This window comes from Caulobacter sp. P4_E5, from assembly GCF_056401555.1.
Map to the genome: position 1 here is coordinate 1 of NZ_JBFUJD010000056.1, position 15,357 is coordinate 15,357.

General features: G+C 67.8%; 9 protein-coding genes and 1 pseudogene. 4 read left to right on the forward strand and 6 right to left on the reverse strand.

The window, feature by feature from the left end:
* Window positions 1–198 (reverse strand): annotated as a pseudogene (locus tag AC1DSO_RS16620) (histidine kinase); the annotation flags it as partial.
* Between the two features lie 231 nt (window positions 199–429).
* A complete protein-coding gene (locus AC1DSO_RS16625; protein ID WP_477069875.1) occupies window positions 430–606 on the reverse strand; it encodes a hypothetical protein in 177 nt (58 codons plus the stop codon).
* 275 nt (window positions 607–881) lie between these two features.
* On the opposite strand from AC1DSO_RS16625, the gene AC1DSO_RS16630 reads away from it, so the two are divergent.
* Entirely contained in the window at window positions 882–1,604 is a 723-nt protein-coding gene (locus AC1DSO_RS16630) for a Crp/Fnr family transcriptional regulator (protein ID WP_477069876.1), read from the forward strand.
* A gap of 40 nt (window positions 1,605–1,644) precedes the next feature.
* On the opposite strand, the gene AC1DSO_RS16635 is transcribed toward AC1DSO_RS16630, so the two are convergent.
* Together AC1DSO_RS16635 and AC1DSO_RS16640 are read right to left on the reverse strand one after the other, a co-directional pair.
* Entirely contained in the window at window positions 1,645–3,963 is a 2,319-nt protein-coding gene (locus AC1DSO_RS16635) for a glucan 1,4-alpha-glucosidase (protein WP_477069877.1), read from the reverse strand.
* 40 nt (window positions 3,964–4,003) lie between these two features.
* On the reverse strand, window positions 4,004–5,515 hold the full coding sequence (locus AC1DSO_RS16640; RefSeq protein ID WP_477069878.1) for an MFS transporter: 1,512 nt from the start codon (window positions 5,513–5,515) through the stop codon (window positions 4,004–4,006).
* Window positions 5,516–5,750: 235 nt separating this feature from the next.
* On the opposite strand from AC1DSO_RS16640, the gene AC1DSO_RS16645 reads away from it, so the two are divergent.
* Together AC1DSO_RS16645 and AC1DSO_RS16650 are read left to right on the forward strand one after the other, a co-directional pair.
* Window positions 5,751–6,839, forward strand: a complete 1,089-nt coding sequence (locus tag AC1DSO_RS16645; RefSeq protein ID WP_477069879.1) for a LacI family DNA-binding transcriptional regulator — start codon at window positions 5,751–5,753, stop codon at window positions 6,837–6,839.
* Window positions 6,840–6,886: 47 nt separating this feature from the next.
* Window positions 6,887–8,788: a glycoside hydrolase gene (locus tag AC1DSO_RS16650; RefSeq protein WP_477069880.1), complete on the forward strand. Its 1,902-nt coding sequence runs from the start codon at window positions 6,887–6,889 to the stop codon at window positions 8,786–8,788.
* Window positions 8,789–8,809: 21 nt separating this feature from the next.
* Here the strand turns inward: AC1DSO_RS16650 and AC1DSO_RS16655 are convergent, their stop codons facing one another.
* Both AC1DSO_RS16655 and AC1DSO_RS16660 read right to left on the reverse strand, forming a co-directional pair.
* Window positions 8,810–10,453, reverse strand: coding sequence for an alpha-amylase family glycosyl hydrolase (locus AC1DSO_RS16655; protein ID WP_477069881.1), 1,644 nt, complete (start codon window positions 10,451–10,453; stop codon window positions 8,810–8,812).
* Window positions 10,432–12,228 (reverse strand): alpha-amylase family glycosyl hydrolase, encoded by a 1,797-nt coding sequence (locus AC1DSO_RS16660; protein ID WP_477069882.1) that lies wholly within the window; start codon window positions 12,226–12,228, stop codon window positions 10,432–10,434. Before AC1DSO_RS16660 ends, AC1DSO_RS16655 begins: the two co-directional genes overlap by 22 nt.
* A gap of 308 nt (window positions 12,229–12,536) precedes the next feature.
* Between AC1DSO_RS16660 and AC1DSO_RS16665 the strand changes: the two genes are divergently transcribed.
* Entirely contained in the window at window positions 12,537–15,263 is a 2,727-nt protein-coding gene (locus AC1DSO_RS16665; protein WP_477069883.1) for a TonB-dependent receptor, read from the forward strand.
* Window positions 15,264–15,357 lie beyond the last annotated feature (94 nt).

Genomic DNA, 15,357 nt, shown 5'->3' on the forward strand with positions numbered 1-15,357 from the left:
GCCTGAAGCCGTGGCTTTCAGCAGCGACTTCAGTTGGGGCACGTTCCATTCACCGCTCCCCAAGGCGGTGACCAACTGGCCCGCGACGCTTGCGGGCTCGATGCCGAAGGCCCAGCAAAATGACGCGCTCACGGCGATCACGGTCAGGTCGGGATTCAAGAGCAGAAGCGGCTCGGACGACGATCCGATGATCGCCATGGCCAGGTGATTTCCGGCGTCATCGCTAAGTGTGGAATGGGCAGACACGGCCGTGCCTCGGAGACCAGAGGCTCGCGAAGCGAAAGCCATGCCCAGTCTGAATTTCTAGATTCCCGAGCGTCGGGAAGTCGACACTACCGAGAGTGGCGAGAACAGTAGCATGGCGGGAGCCATTCAGGCTAAGCCCTAGGAATTATTATCGCCTTCAGGCCCTCCCCGGCGCCGGCGACCTCAATAGGCCGGATGGCCCTTCTTGAGCATCTCATCCTGCCAGTCGGCCAGCGTGGCGAGCCTGCGCCATTCCGTGGCCATGCGCTGGCACTCCCGAATGACCGCCCCGTTCGATGAGGCCTCCACCGCCTGGTCCATGAGATTGGCCCGGGTGCGGTACTGCTTGGCGGTCATCATGACGGACCGACGCCTTTGGCGTCGCGATCTCGACGGTGACCATCTCGGCCGGCCGGGGCAGATCCTCGTGGGCCCGCGGACTTCCCGATCGCAATCCTCAACCATGGGATGGAAGTCATGAGATTCTCGACGACAACGCGAATCTCGTCGTCGCACGCACTCTAGAGGGCGGTCTGTCACCGCGAGCACATAGCGGAACGGGCGCAACCTCCAGCCGCTATGGTTGAGGCCCGGAAAGACGCGTCATACGCGCCGCCAGGGTCGAGGATGTCTCCATGACCGGGTTCTCTCCCGACAATGCGCTGCTGCGGTCGCTGTCGAAGAAAGACCTGGAGGAGCTGCGACCGCATCTTGAGCTCGTCGATCTGACTGTCGGCCAGGTGCTCTACGAGATGGAGGACCCGATCGACTGGGTCTATCTGCCGGAAGTGGGCTTGCTGTCCCTGATCACCGTGATGGTTTCCGGCGCGGCGCTGGAGACCTCAATCGTTGGCCGGGAGGGCGGCGTGGGTTTCGTCGAGGCCCTGGGCAGCGGCACCATGTACAGCCGGGTCATCGTTCAGATTCCAGGCAAGGCCTATCGCCTCCGCGCCGTGGCCTACCGGCGAGCCTTCGACGACAGCGTCCCCATGCGCAAGGCGGTCCATCGACAGGTCGAACTGCTGCAAGCCGAAAGCCGGCAGGCCATCGCTTGCCATGGGCTGCACAAGGTCAAGGAGCGGTTCAACCGCTGGCTCCTGGAGTGCCAGGACCTGTCTGGCGGGCTCGATGACATGCCCCTGAAACAGGAGTTTCTCGCCGTCATGCTGGGGGTGTCGCGCACGGCGATCACTCGCATCGCCATGGCCGCTCAGAGGCAAGGCCTGATCCGCTATACGCGCGGTTCGGTGAAGATCCTGGATCGTAAGGGCCTAGAGACAGGCGCCTGCGAATGCCGGGCGTCCGTTCAACATCTGCGTCGGCAACTGGAGCCGGATAGCGTTCTGGGCAGGGCCTGAACCTGACTGGCCTTGGGGCGACGACGCTGGAATGGCGCCCCTACCGCGCGAACCGCGCCTTCACCGGGGCGTAGTTGTCCCAGACCTGGCCGTCGCTGACCGAGCGCAGCAGCTTGACGTATTCGGCGTGGCTCCAGGCCAGCGGCGTAGCGGAGTCGGTGCCCTCGCCGCGCGTGTAGCCGTGGGGGCTGTCGACCCCGACGCCGTCCCAGACCTGTTCGGGGATCAGCAGGCCCTCGTTGGCGAACAGCTCCATGGCCCGGACATAGGTGTCGCGGATCGTCTTCAGCGCCGCCGCGTCCGGCTTGCCCGACAGACCGGCCAGCGCCAGTTCGTAGTGGCCGCGCTCGCCGGTGAAGATCGGCCACACCCGGCCGCGCTGGCCCGGGCGCATCTGGTTGTCGGCGCCATAGTTGGCGCCGGCCTTGGTGTCCTCGCCATAGCCGTCGACGCCGTAGCGACGCCAGCCGGGGAAGCTGCCCTCGACGCCTGGGAACTTGAAGCTGTAACGGACGCGATAGAGATCCTCCATCGCCTCGTCGTCCAGCTTGGGCAGGGTCGCCATGATGGCCGGATCGTCGGCCCGGCGCACGCCGTAGCGGACCAGTTCCAGGAAGCCGGCGTCCAGGATCCGGTCTTCCGGCGCGGCCTGCTGGCCATTGCGCTCCTCGACCTTGCTCTTGTTGTCCGGGTCCTGGTCGCTGTTGAGGCGCAGATAGTAGTGGCCGTCGCCGAACGATCCCTTGGTCGTGACCATGCGGGCCTCGACCTTGCCGGAATAGTCGTCGGCGGTCTTGCGATAGAGCGCGGCCGAGGCCTTGTCCCCCGCGGCTTCCGCGATGTCGCCGGCCACGACCAAGCCGGCGATCACGGCGGCGGTCGTCGAGGGCGAATAGCCGCCCTGCTCTTCCCAGCGCTCCTGCTGGGTGAACGGCGGGACGATCGTGCCGGTGTTCCAGCCCAGGTTCACCTTGCCGCCCTTGACCAGGAAGTCGGCGGCGGGCTTCAGCATCTTGCCGTAGTAGGCCTTCAGCTCGGCGTCCGGCAGCCAGCCCAGCTTCCACAGCTTCCAGCCCAGCATGATCGGCATGGCCGTCTGGTCCAGCTGGACGCCGACCCATTCGGGCGTGCCGTCCACGTGCGACTTCTGCAGGAACCAGCCGCCGTCGCCTTTGTTGCCGGGGGTCTTCGCGCCCACCTGTACGGTCGGCAGATAGTGGAAGGCGGCCAGCGGCGTCTGCTTGTCGCCCAGCGCCGCCAAGGCCATGGCACACTGGTAGAAGTCGCGCGGCCAGACCGCCTTGTAGCCGGTCGAGGACTGGGTGGCGTCCACCGTGTCGCCCCACGGGTTGGACAGCGAGGCGATCAGGGCGCCGGCGTGGGTGCGGTCTTCTTGGACCTTCAGCATCAAAGCCGAGGCCTGGACCAGCTTGCCGCCGTCTTCCGAGGCTTCGCGCAGGCGCGGCAGTTCGGTCAGCGAGGCCAGATAGTCCTCCCAGCCGACCCGCGCGCCCTCGCCGTTGTAGCGGGCCAGCACCTCGGCATAGCCGGTCTTCAGCGCGGCGGCGGCGCTCTCGTCAGCGACTTTGGCGTCGGAACCAAAGCCGATCGCGAAGTCGAAGGTCGCGTCCTTGGCCACGGCCGGCAGCTGGCCGGTCAGGACGATCGCGCCCTTGGCCGAGGTGGTGGTGGCCTTCAGGCCCGCGAGCGCGTCGCCGTCCTTCAGCACGCTGGCGCCAGCCTTGGCGAAGGGCTTGCCCCCCTTCAGACTCAGGAATGCCTTGCCCTCGTAAGCGGTCAGGGCCGTGGCCGAGGCCGCGCCCGTATCGCCGCCGCCGGTGTTGGCCATGTGCGGCTCCAGCACCAGGGTCGGGGTCACCGGCCCCTTCAGCGCCTTGATGGTCACCCGCACGAACAGGGCGTTGCGGTCGGGATCGGTGAAGATCCGCTTCTCGATCACGAAGCGGCCCTGCTTGTCGGTGGTGGTGATCTTGTAGGCCGGCGACAGCGGCCGGCCGGCGGTGTCGACGTGCAGATATTCAGTCTTGGACGTCGTGTCCGCGCCCTCGACCGCCAGGCCGGTGGCGGTCTGGACGGCGATGCGCATCTGCTTGATCTGGGCCTCGTGGATCAGGCCGTACATGGTCTCGGTCAGCACGCCGTCGGCGATCGAGAACCAGACCTTGGACACCGCCCCGGTCTTGCCGCCGGCCTTGTAGGCTCCATCGACATAGGCCTCATACGAGGCGCCGACGCCGGTCTTGGCCGCATAGGCCCAGGTGGTGGCCGGAGCCGCGTGCGCCGCGCCAGCGGTCAACAGGGCGGCCGAGGCCAGGGCGAGGAGTTTCAGGCTGCGCATGGCGAGGACTCGTCAGGCTGGAAGGAAAACGAAGAAGGGTTCAGGCCGGCTTGCCGGCATCGGTGTCCTCGACCACGAAGGTCGCGGCCGCCGCGATCGCGAACGAGGCCGCGCCCAGGACGAGGGCCCAGATCGCCTGGCCGCCGAAGAAGCTCTTCAGCAGCAGGCCCAGCACCGTCGCGGCCAACAGCTGCGGGATGACGATGAAGAAGTTGAAGATGCCCATATAGACGCCCATCTTCCGCGCCGGCAGGGCTCCGGCCAGGATCGAGTACGGGGCCGACAGGATCGAGCTCCAGGCGAAGCCGACGCCGATCATGCCGATCCACAGCAGGCCGGGCTCGCGGATCAGCAGGAACGACAACAGGCCCAGGGCGCCGAGCAGAAGGCAGGCGGCGTGGCTGACCCGGCGGTTGGTGGCCTGGACCATCAGCGGGATGACTAGCGCCGCCAGGGCCGCGACGCCGTTGTAGACGGCGAACAGCACGCCCACCCAGTCGGCGCCGGTATTGTAGGCCTTGGACGTCGCGTCGACGGCGTGGAAGTGGACCGCCGCCACCGCCGGGGTCGTGTAGATCCACATGGCGAACAGGCCAAACCACGAGAAGAACTGCACCACCGCCAGCTGGCGCATGGTCTTGGGCATGCGGAAGAAGTCCTCCAGCACCTCGGAGAAGCCGTTGCGGGTCTGGCCGCGCCGCTTCAGGCGCACGCCGACGATGCCCATCACGCCGAACACGGCCAGCAAACCGGCCAGGACGTAGAGCTCCTTCTCCAGCCCCGCGCGCCAGACGATCAGGGCCAGGGCCGCGCCGCCCAGCAGGCCGCCGGCGGCGAGGCCGAAATAGGCGTTGACCGAGGGCTCGGGCTCCTCGTGCGGGCTCCAGCTGGCCTCGGCGCGTTCGGCGGTCTCGAAGGCGTCCAGCTGGTCGGGGCTGTATTCCTTGGTCGTGAAGACGGTCCACAGCACCGCCAGCAGCAGGCCCGCGCCGCCGGCGTAGAAGGCGATCCGCACCGCGTCGGGGATCTGGCCGGCCGGAGCGGTGTTGGCGACGTGGAACCAGTTGGTCAGCATCCACGGCAGGGCCGAGGCCAGCACCGCGCCCAGGCCGATGAAGAAGCTCTGCATGGCGTAGCCGACGGCGCGCTGGTCGTCGGGCAGGTTGTCGCCGACAAAGGCCCGGAACGGCTCCATGGTGATGTTGATCGAGGCGTCCATGATCCACAGCGCCGCGGCCGCCACCCACAGGGTGGGCGAGTTGGGCATGACCAGCAGGGCCAGGGTGGTCAGGATCGCGCCCCAGAAGAAGTAGGGCCGGCGACGGCCCAGCCGCCCCCAGGTCTTGTCGCTGAGATGACCGATGATCGGCTGGACCAGCAGGCCGGTGGCCGGCGCGGCGATCCACAGGATCGCCAGGTGGTTCACATCGACGCCCAGGGTCTGGAAGATGCGGCTGGTGTTGGCGTTCTGCAGGCCGAAACCGATCTGGATTCCGAAGAAGCCAAAGCACATGTTCCAGATCTGCAGGAACTTGAGCCTCTGCCTGGCCATGGATCCTCCACCCCGTTCCGACCGCCGGTTACGCCGGCTGGTTCGCAAGTTTTTTCATAGACTGACTTGGCGGGCATTTGCGCACGCGCCATCGAGGCGCGCAACGATAAATCCATGCATGATTGGAGATGTTGGCTAGAAACTCGACGTCGCCGGTCTTTTCGACTTGATCGCCCTGGACAAGGACGCGGGATAATTTGCAAGAGTTTGCACGGCCGGATTTCCGCCGCCCCGCTTGCAAACCGGCCCGAACGGCGCCTTATGGGCGACTGAAAAAGTTTGCAGAAATCTTTGCATTAGGGACGGCGTAAAAGTGACCAAGGGGGCGACGCGACTGGAGGACCTGGCCAAGCTGGCGGGGGTTTCGATCTCGACCGCCTCGCGGGCCCTCAACGACAGCCCGGCCGTCAACAAGCGCACCAAGCAGCTGATCTGGAAGCTGGCGCGCGAGATGGACTATCCGTTCCGCCGCTACATGCCGGCCGGCCCGATCGGGGCCGAGGCGACGATCGCGATCGTCACGCCTCGTCCGCAAGGCCGCGGCAGCAGCATGTCGGACCCGTTCTTCCTGGAGCTGCTGGCTGGCGTCGGCGAGGCCGCCCGGGAACGCGGCTGCGATGTGATCCTCAGCCACATCGCCCCGACCAATTTCGAGGATCTGTCGGCGGCCATGACCACCARCCGGGCCGAGGGGGTGATCTTCCTGGGCCAGAGCTCGCTGCACGCGGCCTTCAACCGCCTGGCCGAGACCGAGAACCGCTTCGTGGTCTGGGGCGCGCAGCTGCCGGATCAGAACTATTGCTCGGTCGGCTCGGACAACGTGATGGGCGGCCGCCGCGCCACCCTGCACCTGCAGCGCCTGGGCCGTCGGCGCATCGTGTTCCTGGGCGACACCGAGGCGCCCGAGGCCATGCAACGTCATCGCGGCTATCTGGACGCGCTCGAGCACGCCAAGCTGGGCGTCGATCCCGAGCTGATCGTCCCGGCCCACTTCGAGGTCGAGTCGGCCGAGGCCGCCGTCGACTCGCTGATCCATCACGACGTGAAGTTCGACGGCGTCGTGGCGGCGTCCGACCTGATCGCGCTGGGGGCGATGCGCGCCTTGAAGCACGCGGGCCTGTCCGTGCCGGGCGATGTCTCGGTGATGGGCTTCGACAACGTGCCGTTCAGCCGCTACGCCAGCCCGGCGCTGAGCACCATCGCCCAGGACACCAACAAGGCCGGGCGGCTGATGGTGTCCAAGCTGCTCGACAGCGGCGAGCGCGCCAGCCGGTCCGAACGGGTGCCGACGGACCTGATCATCCGCGAGAGCTGCGGGGGATAATCTACTTCCGGTTGGCGGGCGGGCGCGGTTTCTGTCAGCCTGCCCCGATGACGCTCGCCCGCACGCCCTTCGTTCTCGCCCTGCTCGCCAGCCTGGCGGCCTCGGCGACGATGGCCGCCCCGCTCACCTTGCGCGCCGGCGCGGTCACCTATGCGGTCGACCCCGCCACGCTGGCGGTCGAGGCCCGGCCCGATAACGCCGCGCCCGTGGCCGTCATGCCGCCGCTGCACGCCRCCGAGGCCGTGGCGGTCGCGCCGGACGGCGCCGGCTGGCGCTGGACCGACGCCACGGGACGCATCGTCACGGTGTCCGCCGAGGGCGACGCCCTGCGCCTGACGATTTCCGCCGCCAAGGGCTCCAGCCTGGCCTGGCCGCTGCCCGCCGTGACGGCCGGGACATGGCTGATCCCCGACGGCGAGGGCATGGCCTTCGGGGTCGCCGACCCGTTCTGGCGCGCGGCCCACAAGCGCGAGCACTGCCTGGGTGGCACGACCCTGCTGTCGTTTCCCGCCTGGAGCCACCTCACCGAGACGCACGCGGTCACCTATGCGCTCGGCGACGGCCTGCTGTCAGCGCTGTGCCTGCGTGATCAGGACGGGTTGCAGGCGCGCCTCACCCACGCGTTCGGCGACGGCGCCGAGACGCTGGACCTGCTGTTCGCGCTCCGGCCGGCCGAACCGCTGGCCCCGGCCCTGTTCTATCGCCAGCTCCTGAAGGCGCGCGGCCAGCTCAAGACCTTCGCCGAGAAAGCCACGCCCGGCCTTCCCCGCCTATTTGGCGCGCCGCAGGCCTATGTCTGGGGCGACGGCCGCGACCTGGCCTTCCTCGACGACCTCAAGACGCTCGGCGTCGATCGCCTCGTGCTGAGCTACGACCAGGATCCTCGCACCCAGAAGCACGTGGTCGGCCGCGCCTATCTGGTCCGCGCTCACGCGCTGGGCTTTCTCGCCGGCCCCTATGAGGCCTTCGACAATGGCCAGCCCGAAAAGACGGCCGACACGCCATCCTCGATCTGGAGCGACGACCTCTATCCCTCCGGCTGCGTTCGCGACGCCAGCGGGCGCATCGTCACGGGCTTCGCCGGTCGCGGCTGCGAGATGTCGAGCGAGGCGATCGCCCGGCATCGCGGTCCGCCGAGCCCCGCCTCGCGCTATGCCGACCACATCGCGAACGGCGCCAGCCAGGTCTTCGTGGACGTCGACGCGTTCGGCGAGTTCTACGACGATCACAGCCCCGACCACCCGATGTCCATGGCCCAGGACCGCGCCCACCGCCTGACCCGCCTGGCGATGGCGATCGACCGGTTCCACCTGGTGCTGGGCTCGGAGAACGTCACCGCCTGGAGCAGCGGCGTCACGCACTATTCCCACGGAACCGCCCAGGCCCATGTCTCGGCCGCCTGGCCCGTGCAGGGCGACAAGGACCGCTTCGGCGCCTACTGGCCTGCGGACCGGCCGAGCCGCTTCTTCGCGCCCTTCACGCCAACCGCCGACGAGGCGCGCGCTCTGTTCGGCGCCGCCGACCGTTTGCCGCTGTTCGAGGCCGTGTTCCACGACTCCGTCGTCGCGGCCGATCGCTGGGAGTTCGGCCTGATGAAGGTCGCCGGCGAGACGCGCCGCCGCTTCGCGCGGTCCCTGCTCTACGGCGCGCCGACGATGTGGAACCTCGACCGGCGCGAACTGGCCCGCGTCGGCCCGTGGCTGAAGGCGGCGCAGGACGACTTCCGCCAAGCCCATGGGGTGGGCGCGCCCGTCGCCTTGACGGGCTTCCGCTGGCTGACGCCCGACCGTCTCGTGCAGCAGGCGACCTATGCCGACGGCCGGGTGCTGGCAGCCAATTTCAGCGGCGCCGCGTGGCGGGATCTGGGTCCGGATTGCGTACGCGTGACTTGGCCGGGCCGGTCGCCGGCCGATCTCTGCCCGCCCGCCGATCCGCCGGCTTTTCGCTGAGCCGGGCGGCGTCGATCGCCTCTAACCCCGCCGCGCCACCAGCCCTGCGCACGGCGGCATCTCGCCCTCGCCGCCCAGATTGACGCCATCGGCCATCGCCCAGCCGTCCGGTAGCGACCACGTCACCGTCTCGTGCCCCAGGTTGAAGGCCAGCAGCAGCGCGTCCGCCCCCTCGCCGCGCTGGAAGATCAGCAGCGGGCTATTGGTGTCGACGAAGCTGATGCTTCCGGTGCGCAGCGCCGGATAGGTCCGGCGCAGGGCGATCAGGCGGCGCGCCACGTGCAGRGTCGAGGTCGGGTCCGCCTCCTGGGCGTCCACCGCCAGCGGCAGGTGCTCGGGATCGACCGGCAGCCAGGGCTCGACCGCCGAGAAGCCGGCATTCAGCACGCCCGACGTCCACGGCATCGGCGTGCGGGCGCCGTCACGACCCAGGGTCTGGGGCCAGTTGGCGATCGCTTCCGGATCCTGCAGACGCTCGAACGGCACATGGGCCTGGGGCAGGCCCAGCTCCTCGCCCTGGTAGACGAAGACATTGCCGCGCAGGCCCATCAGCAGCAGCAGGCACATCTCGGCGAAGGCCTTGCGGTCGCGGCCCTCGGCCCAGCGCGACACCGCGCGCGGGGCGTCGTGGTTCGAGAAGGTCCAGGACGGCCAGCCCTCCCCGTCCGCGCCCGGCCACATCGCCGCGCCCTGGGGGATCATGTCGCCGGTCAACTTGTCGGCGTAGAGATAGAGAAAGCCATAGGCGCTGTTCAGCCGGTCGTCGCCGGCCGTGAACAGCTTCATCTCGCGGTCGGCGTGGTCGCCGCCGACCTCGGCCACCGAGAACCGCCCGCCGTTCGCGTCGGTCAGCGCCCGCAGGCGGCTGAGGAATTTGGGGATATCGGCGTGGCTCTGGTTGTGGATCTTGTCCTGGAAGTCGAACGGCCGCGTGCGCTTGCCGCCCGGCGGCAGCGGCGGATTGTCGGTGAACTTCGGATCGTGCATCGAGAAGTTGATGGCGTCGAAGCGGAAGCCGTCCACGCCCTTGTCGATCCAGAACTGGGTGACGGCCAGCAGGGCCTCCTGGACCGCCGGATTGTGCAGGTTCAGCTGCGGCTGCGAGGCCAGGAAATTGTGCATGTAGTACTGGCCGCGGCGGGCGTCCCAGGTCCAGGCCGGGCCGCCGAACACCGACTGCCAGTTGCTGGGCGGCGTGCCGTCGAGCTTGGCGTCGGCCCAGACGAACCAGTCGGCCTTGGCGTTGGTCCGGTCCTGGCGGCTCTCGGCGAACCACGGATGCTCGTCCGAGGTGTGCGAGAACACCAGGTCGATGATGATCTTCAGGTCCAGGGCGTGGGCCTTGGCGATCAGGGCGTCGAAGTCGGCCAGGGTCCCGAAGATCGGATCCACGTCGCGATAGTCCGAGACGTCGTAGCCGAAGTCCTTCATCGGCGAGGTGAAGAACGGCGACAGCCACACCCCGTCGACGCGCAGCGAGGCGATGTGGTCGAGATGGGCCGTGACACCCGGCAGGTCGCCGACGCCGTCGCCGTTCGAGTCGGCGAAGCTGCGCGGATAGACCTGATAGATGACGGCGCCGCGCCACCATTCGGCGTTCATCGACATCTCCGCGCCGGGGCGAACAAGAACTTCAACGGTCACTATCGTCCCTCGGAAACGCAAATCATGTAGTCGAGCGGCGCCAGCTCGGTCGCATAGCTGCCGGGCGCGCTGGCCGTCGCGGCGCAGGCGCCGTGCAGGGCCCGCCAGGCGGCGGAGCCGGCCTCGACCGGAACCTGGGCCTTGATCGGCTTGTCGCTCGTATTGAAGACGGCCAGCACCTCGGTTCCCGCCAGCAGGCGCGAGAAGGCCAGCAAGCCGGGCTTGTCGCCAGCGTAGCGGACCACCTGCCGGCCGTCGCGCAGCGCGGGCGTGGCGCTGCGCAGCTTCGCCAGTCCGGCGATGCGGCCGTAGAGGACACTGTCGGTTCGAAACGCCGAAAACGGCCCCTTGGCGCGCGAGCCGACCAGGCGGTTGTCGTTGTAGCTGGCGACCTGGCTCGCGAACATGTCCTCGCGGCTATCGGCATAGTCGCCGTCGCCGGTGAAGCCCTGCTCGTCGCCGTAATAGATCGTCGGCGCGCCGCGCGCGGTCAGCATCAGGGCGTTGGCCAGGGTGACACGCGCCAGCAGCTCGTCGTCGCCGATCCCCGGCTTGGCCTTCAGCATGAACCAGCCGATGCGGCCCATGTCGTGATTGCCCAGGAAGGTCGGCAGCTGCCGCGCCGTCGCTTCGCCGCCTTCATAGACCGGGTCTCCGGCGAAGACCGTGGCCAGCCGGTCGGTCCCGGCGCGGCCGATGGCGACGTCGGTCGCCGCCGACTGGAACGCGAAGTCCAGCACCGCCGGCAGCTTATCGACACGGGTGTGGCGGGCCAGGGCGGCGACGTCAGGGTCGAACACCTCGCCGAAGATGTGGAAGTTGGGGATGCCCTTGGCCTTGGCGCGGGCCAGCATGGCCGGGACGAAGGCCTGCCAGAACTCGGGGTTCACGTGGCGGGCGGTGTCGATGCGAAACCCATCGATCCCGAACTGGTCGATCCAGGCGCCATAGACCTCGATGAAGCCCGCCACCACGCGCGGGTTCTCGGTGAACACGTCGTCCAGCGTGGCGAAGTCGCCCAGCAGCGAGCTCTCGCCCGCGAACGTGCCGTCGCCGCGGTTATGGTAGTAGATCGGATCGTTCAGCCACTCCGGCTTCTTGACGTGTTCCTGCCCGACCGGGACGTATGGCGTGTAGGCCCAGTCGGTCCGCTTGAGCTTGCTGAAGTCCTTGCCGTCGAAGCCGTCGTTGATCGGCGCGCCGCCCAGGCCGCCCTGGCGGACATACGGATAGTCGGCGACGCCGCGATAGGCGCAGCGGCTGTCCGGACATTCCTTGTACTGGATGACGTCGGCCGTGTGGTTCACGACGATGTCCATATAGACCTTCATGCCCCGGGCGTGGGCCGCGTCGACCAGGGCCTTGAAGTCGGCCTTGGTCCCCAGGTGCGGATCGACGTCGGTGAAATCGGTGATCCAGTAGCCGTGGTGCGCCGCCGACTCGTGACCCGGGGAGCCCTGCACCGCGCGATTGGTGAAGATCGGCGCCAGCCATACAGCCGTCGCGCCCAGGCCCTGGATGTAGTCGAGGCGCCGGGTCACGCCCTTGAGGTCGCCGCCGTGATAGAAGCCGGCCCGCGCCGGGTCGAAGCCGTCGACCAGCGGCCCGCCCTTCAAGCCTCCGTGGTCGTTGGCGGCGTCGCCGTTCTCGAAACGGTCGGGCAGGACGAAGTAGATCACCTCGTCCTGCGGCTTGCGTTGCAGGTAGGGAGCCGGAGCGGCGGAAGCAGCCGTCGCCAGCGCGCCCAGGGCCGTCATGGCCAGCAGCGTTCGTCGCCAGGGCAGCAAGGCCGACATCAATCCCTCCCCCTCACGGCGACCTCGAAAACCGGGTCGCCTTTGCATTTCTTTGCAAGAATTTGCAGAACCGACCGCGCCCTGTCAATCCACCGTCTTGGGGCGATTTGCAGCCATTTCGACATACAGACCTATCATACAGGTGGCGCAAGGAAGCCACAGGCGGCGTGATTCCGGTGCAGCCACGGAACCAGCACCCACCGGTTTGCGATTTTTTGGGTTGATTACAGCCCGTTAATTTGCAGTAGTTTGCACCAACGGCCCGCCGCACGACACCAAACGCGCAGAGCCGGACAGGGAGGGACTTCATGAGCACTCAATTTTCGCGCCGCCGCGCTTGGCTGATGGCCGGCGGGGCCACGGGCCTGGCGTTGGCGTTCGCCATGACCGGCTCGGCCCAGGCCCAGACCGCCACCCCGGCCGCGCAGGACGACTCGAAGGTCGAGGAGATCGTCGTCACCGGCATCCGTCGCGGCATCGAAGGCGCCATCACGCTGAAGAAGAGCTCGACCTCGATCGTCGAAGCGGTCTCGGCCGAAGACATCGGCAAGCTGCCCGACGTGTCGATCGCCGAGTCGATCGCACGTTTGCCCGGCCTGACCGCCCAGCGCCTCGACGGCCGCGGGCAGGTCATCTCGATCCGGGGCCTGGCGCCCGACTTCACCACCGCCTTGCTGAACGRCCGCGAGCAGGTCTCGACCGGCGACAACCGCGGCGTCGAGTTCGACCAGTACCCGTCGGAATTGCTGAGCGCCGTCGTCGTCTACAAGACGCCGGACGCCGGCCTGATCGGCCAGGGCCTGGCCGGCACCGCCGACATGCGCACCGTCCGTCCGCTGGCCTTCGGCAAGCGCGCCTTCGCGGTCGGCGCCCGCTACGAGTGGAACGACATCGGCGCGCTGAACGCCGGCACCAAGGCGCACGGCAACCGCCTGTCGGTCTCGTATATCGACCAGTTTATGGACGGTAAGCTGGGCCTGGCCCTGGGCTACGCCCACATGGAATCGCCCTATCAGGCCGAGCGCTGGAACGCCTGGGGCTATCCCACCGACGCCGCCGGCAACCTGGTGATCGGCGGCGCCAAGCCGTACGTGCAGTCCAGCATGCTGAAGCGCAACGGCGTCATCGGCGTCCTGGAGTTCGCGCCCACCGACGCCTTCACCTCGTCGCTGGACGTCTTCTATTCGGAGTTCAAGAACCACCAGATCCAGCGCGGCATCGAGCTGCCGCTGGTCTGGGGCGGCGTGCCGCTGACCAACGCCCAAGCCACGGCCGGCATGGTCACCAGCGGGACCTTCAACGGCGTCAAGGGCGTGGTCCGCAACGACGGCAACGACCGTGACGCCACGATCAAGTCGGTCGGCTGGAACAACAAGCTGCAGGTCGGCGACGCCTGGACCCTGGTCAGCGACCTGTCCTACTCGAAGGTCGAGCGCACCGACCAGATCCTCGAGACCTACGCCGGCACCGGCCGCTCGGGTACGGGCGCCACCGACAACATGACGTTCGCGATGAACGACGACGGCGTGGCGATCTTCAAGTCGACCCTGAACTACGCCGACGCCAGCCTGATCAAGCTGACCAGCTCGCAGGGCTGGGGCAGCGACATCATCGCCGGCGGCCAGGACGGCTATCTGAACCAGCCGACCATCGAGGACGAGCTGAAGGCGGTCCGCCTGTCGGCCACCCGCGCCCTGGACGACGGCCTGTCCAGCTTCGAGGTCGGCTTCAACTACAGCGAACGCTCCAAGGGCCTCGTCAATGACGAATGGTTCCTGCGCGTGAAGGGTTCGCCGGCCAGCGTGACGATCCCGTCGTCGGCCATCGTCGGCACGACCTCGCTGGGCTTCATCGGCATCCCCGGCATGGTCAGCTACGACCCGTTCGCCCTGATCAAGGGCGGAACGTACGACCTGGTCCGCAACCCGAATTCGGACGTGCTGGTCAAGAGCTGGGACGTCGAGGAGAAGGTCGCGATCGGCTATGTGAAGGCCAATATCGACGCCGCCGTCGGCAGCGTGCCGGTGACCGGCAACTTCGGCTTCCAGATCGTCCACACCGACCAGGGTTCGACCGCCCTGGGCGCCAGCGGCACCGGCGCGGGCGTGACCCGCGCCAACCTGTCGGGCGGCAAGAAGTACGTCGACTTCCTGCCCAGCGTGAACCTGCGGTTCGCCCTGCCCAACGAGCAGAGCCTGCGCTTCGCCATCGCCCGCACCCTGGCCCGTCCGCGGATGGACCAGATGCGCGCCAGCAAGACCTTCAGCTTCGATCCGGCCAAGGCGGGCAACACCAACATCAACTTCTCGCCGTGGAGCGGCACGGGCGGTAATCCCGAGCTCGAGCCCTGGCGCGCCGACGCCTATGACGTGTCGTACGAGAAGTATTTCGGCCGTCAGGCCTACATCTCGCTGGCCGCCTTCTACAAGGACCTGAAGACCTACGTTTACGACCAGAGCGTCGTGTTCGACTTCACCGGCTTCCCGACCGGCGGCAATCCGGAGCCGGCCACGCGCCAAGGCCTGGTGACGACGCCGCAGAACGGCAAGGGCGGTACGGTCAAGGGCGTCGAGTTCGCCGCCTCGATGCCGGGCGCGCTGCTGACCCCGATCCTGGACGGCTTCGGCGCCACCTTCAGCGCCTCGTACACCGACAGCTCGATCCAGCCGAGCCCCAGCGACAAGACCGCGCCGATCCCGGGCCTGTCGAAGAAGGTGGCCAACCTGACCGTCTATTACGAGAAGAACGGCTTCTCGTTCCGGGTCAGCGACCGCTACCGCTCCAAGTTCCTGGGCGAGGTCTCCGGCTTCGGCAACGGCCGCAACTACCGGATGGTCAAGGGCGAGTCCGTGGTCGACAGCCAGGTCGGCTACACCTTCGACGACGGCCCGATGAACGGCCTGTCGCTGCTGGCCCAGGTCAACAACCTGACCAACGAGCCGTTCGTCACCTACCAGAACAACGACCCGCGCCAGGTCATCGACTACCAGAACTACGGCCGCACCTTCCTGGTCGGCCTCAACTACAAGTTCTAGTCGCTTAAACCTTCCCCTAGGCCTGCAAGCCCCCTGTCGGTCCTGCCGACAGGGGTTCTTTTTGTGCTCAAAGCTTCAGTATTCAGTCTCTCTT

What these genes read in the sequence shown, in the direction of transcription:
- AC1DSO_RS16625 (WP_477069875.1), bottom strand. Translation starts at nt 606, where the DNA reads ATGATGACCGCCAAGCAGTACCGCACCCGGGCCAATCTCATGGACCAG.
- AC1DSO_RS16630 (WP_477069876.1), top strand. Translation starts at nt 882, where the DNA reads ATGACCGGGTTCTCTCCCGACAATGCGCTGCTGCGGTCGCTGTCGAAG.
- AC1DSO_RS16635 (WP_477069877.1), bottom strand. Translation starts at nt 3,963, where the DNA reads ATGCGCAGCCTGAAACTCCTCGCCCTGGCCTCGGCCGCCCTGTTGACC.
- AC1DSO_RS16640 (WP_477069878.1), bottom strand. Translation starts at nt 5,515, where the DNA reads ATGGCCAGGCAGAGGCTCAAGTTCCTGCAGATCTGGAACATGTGCTTT.
- AC1DSO_RS16660 (WP_477069882.1), bottom strand. Translation starts at nt 12,228, where the DNA reads ATGTCGGCCTTGCTGCCCTGGCGACGAACGCTGCTGGCCATGACGGCC.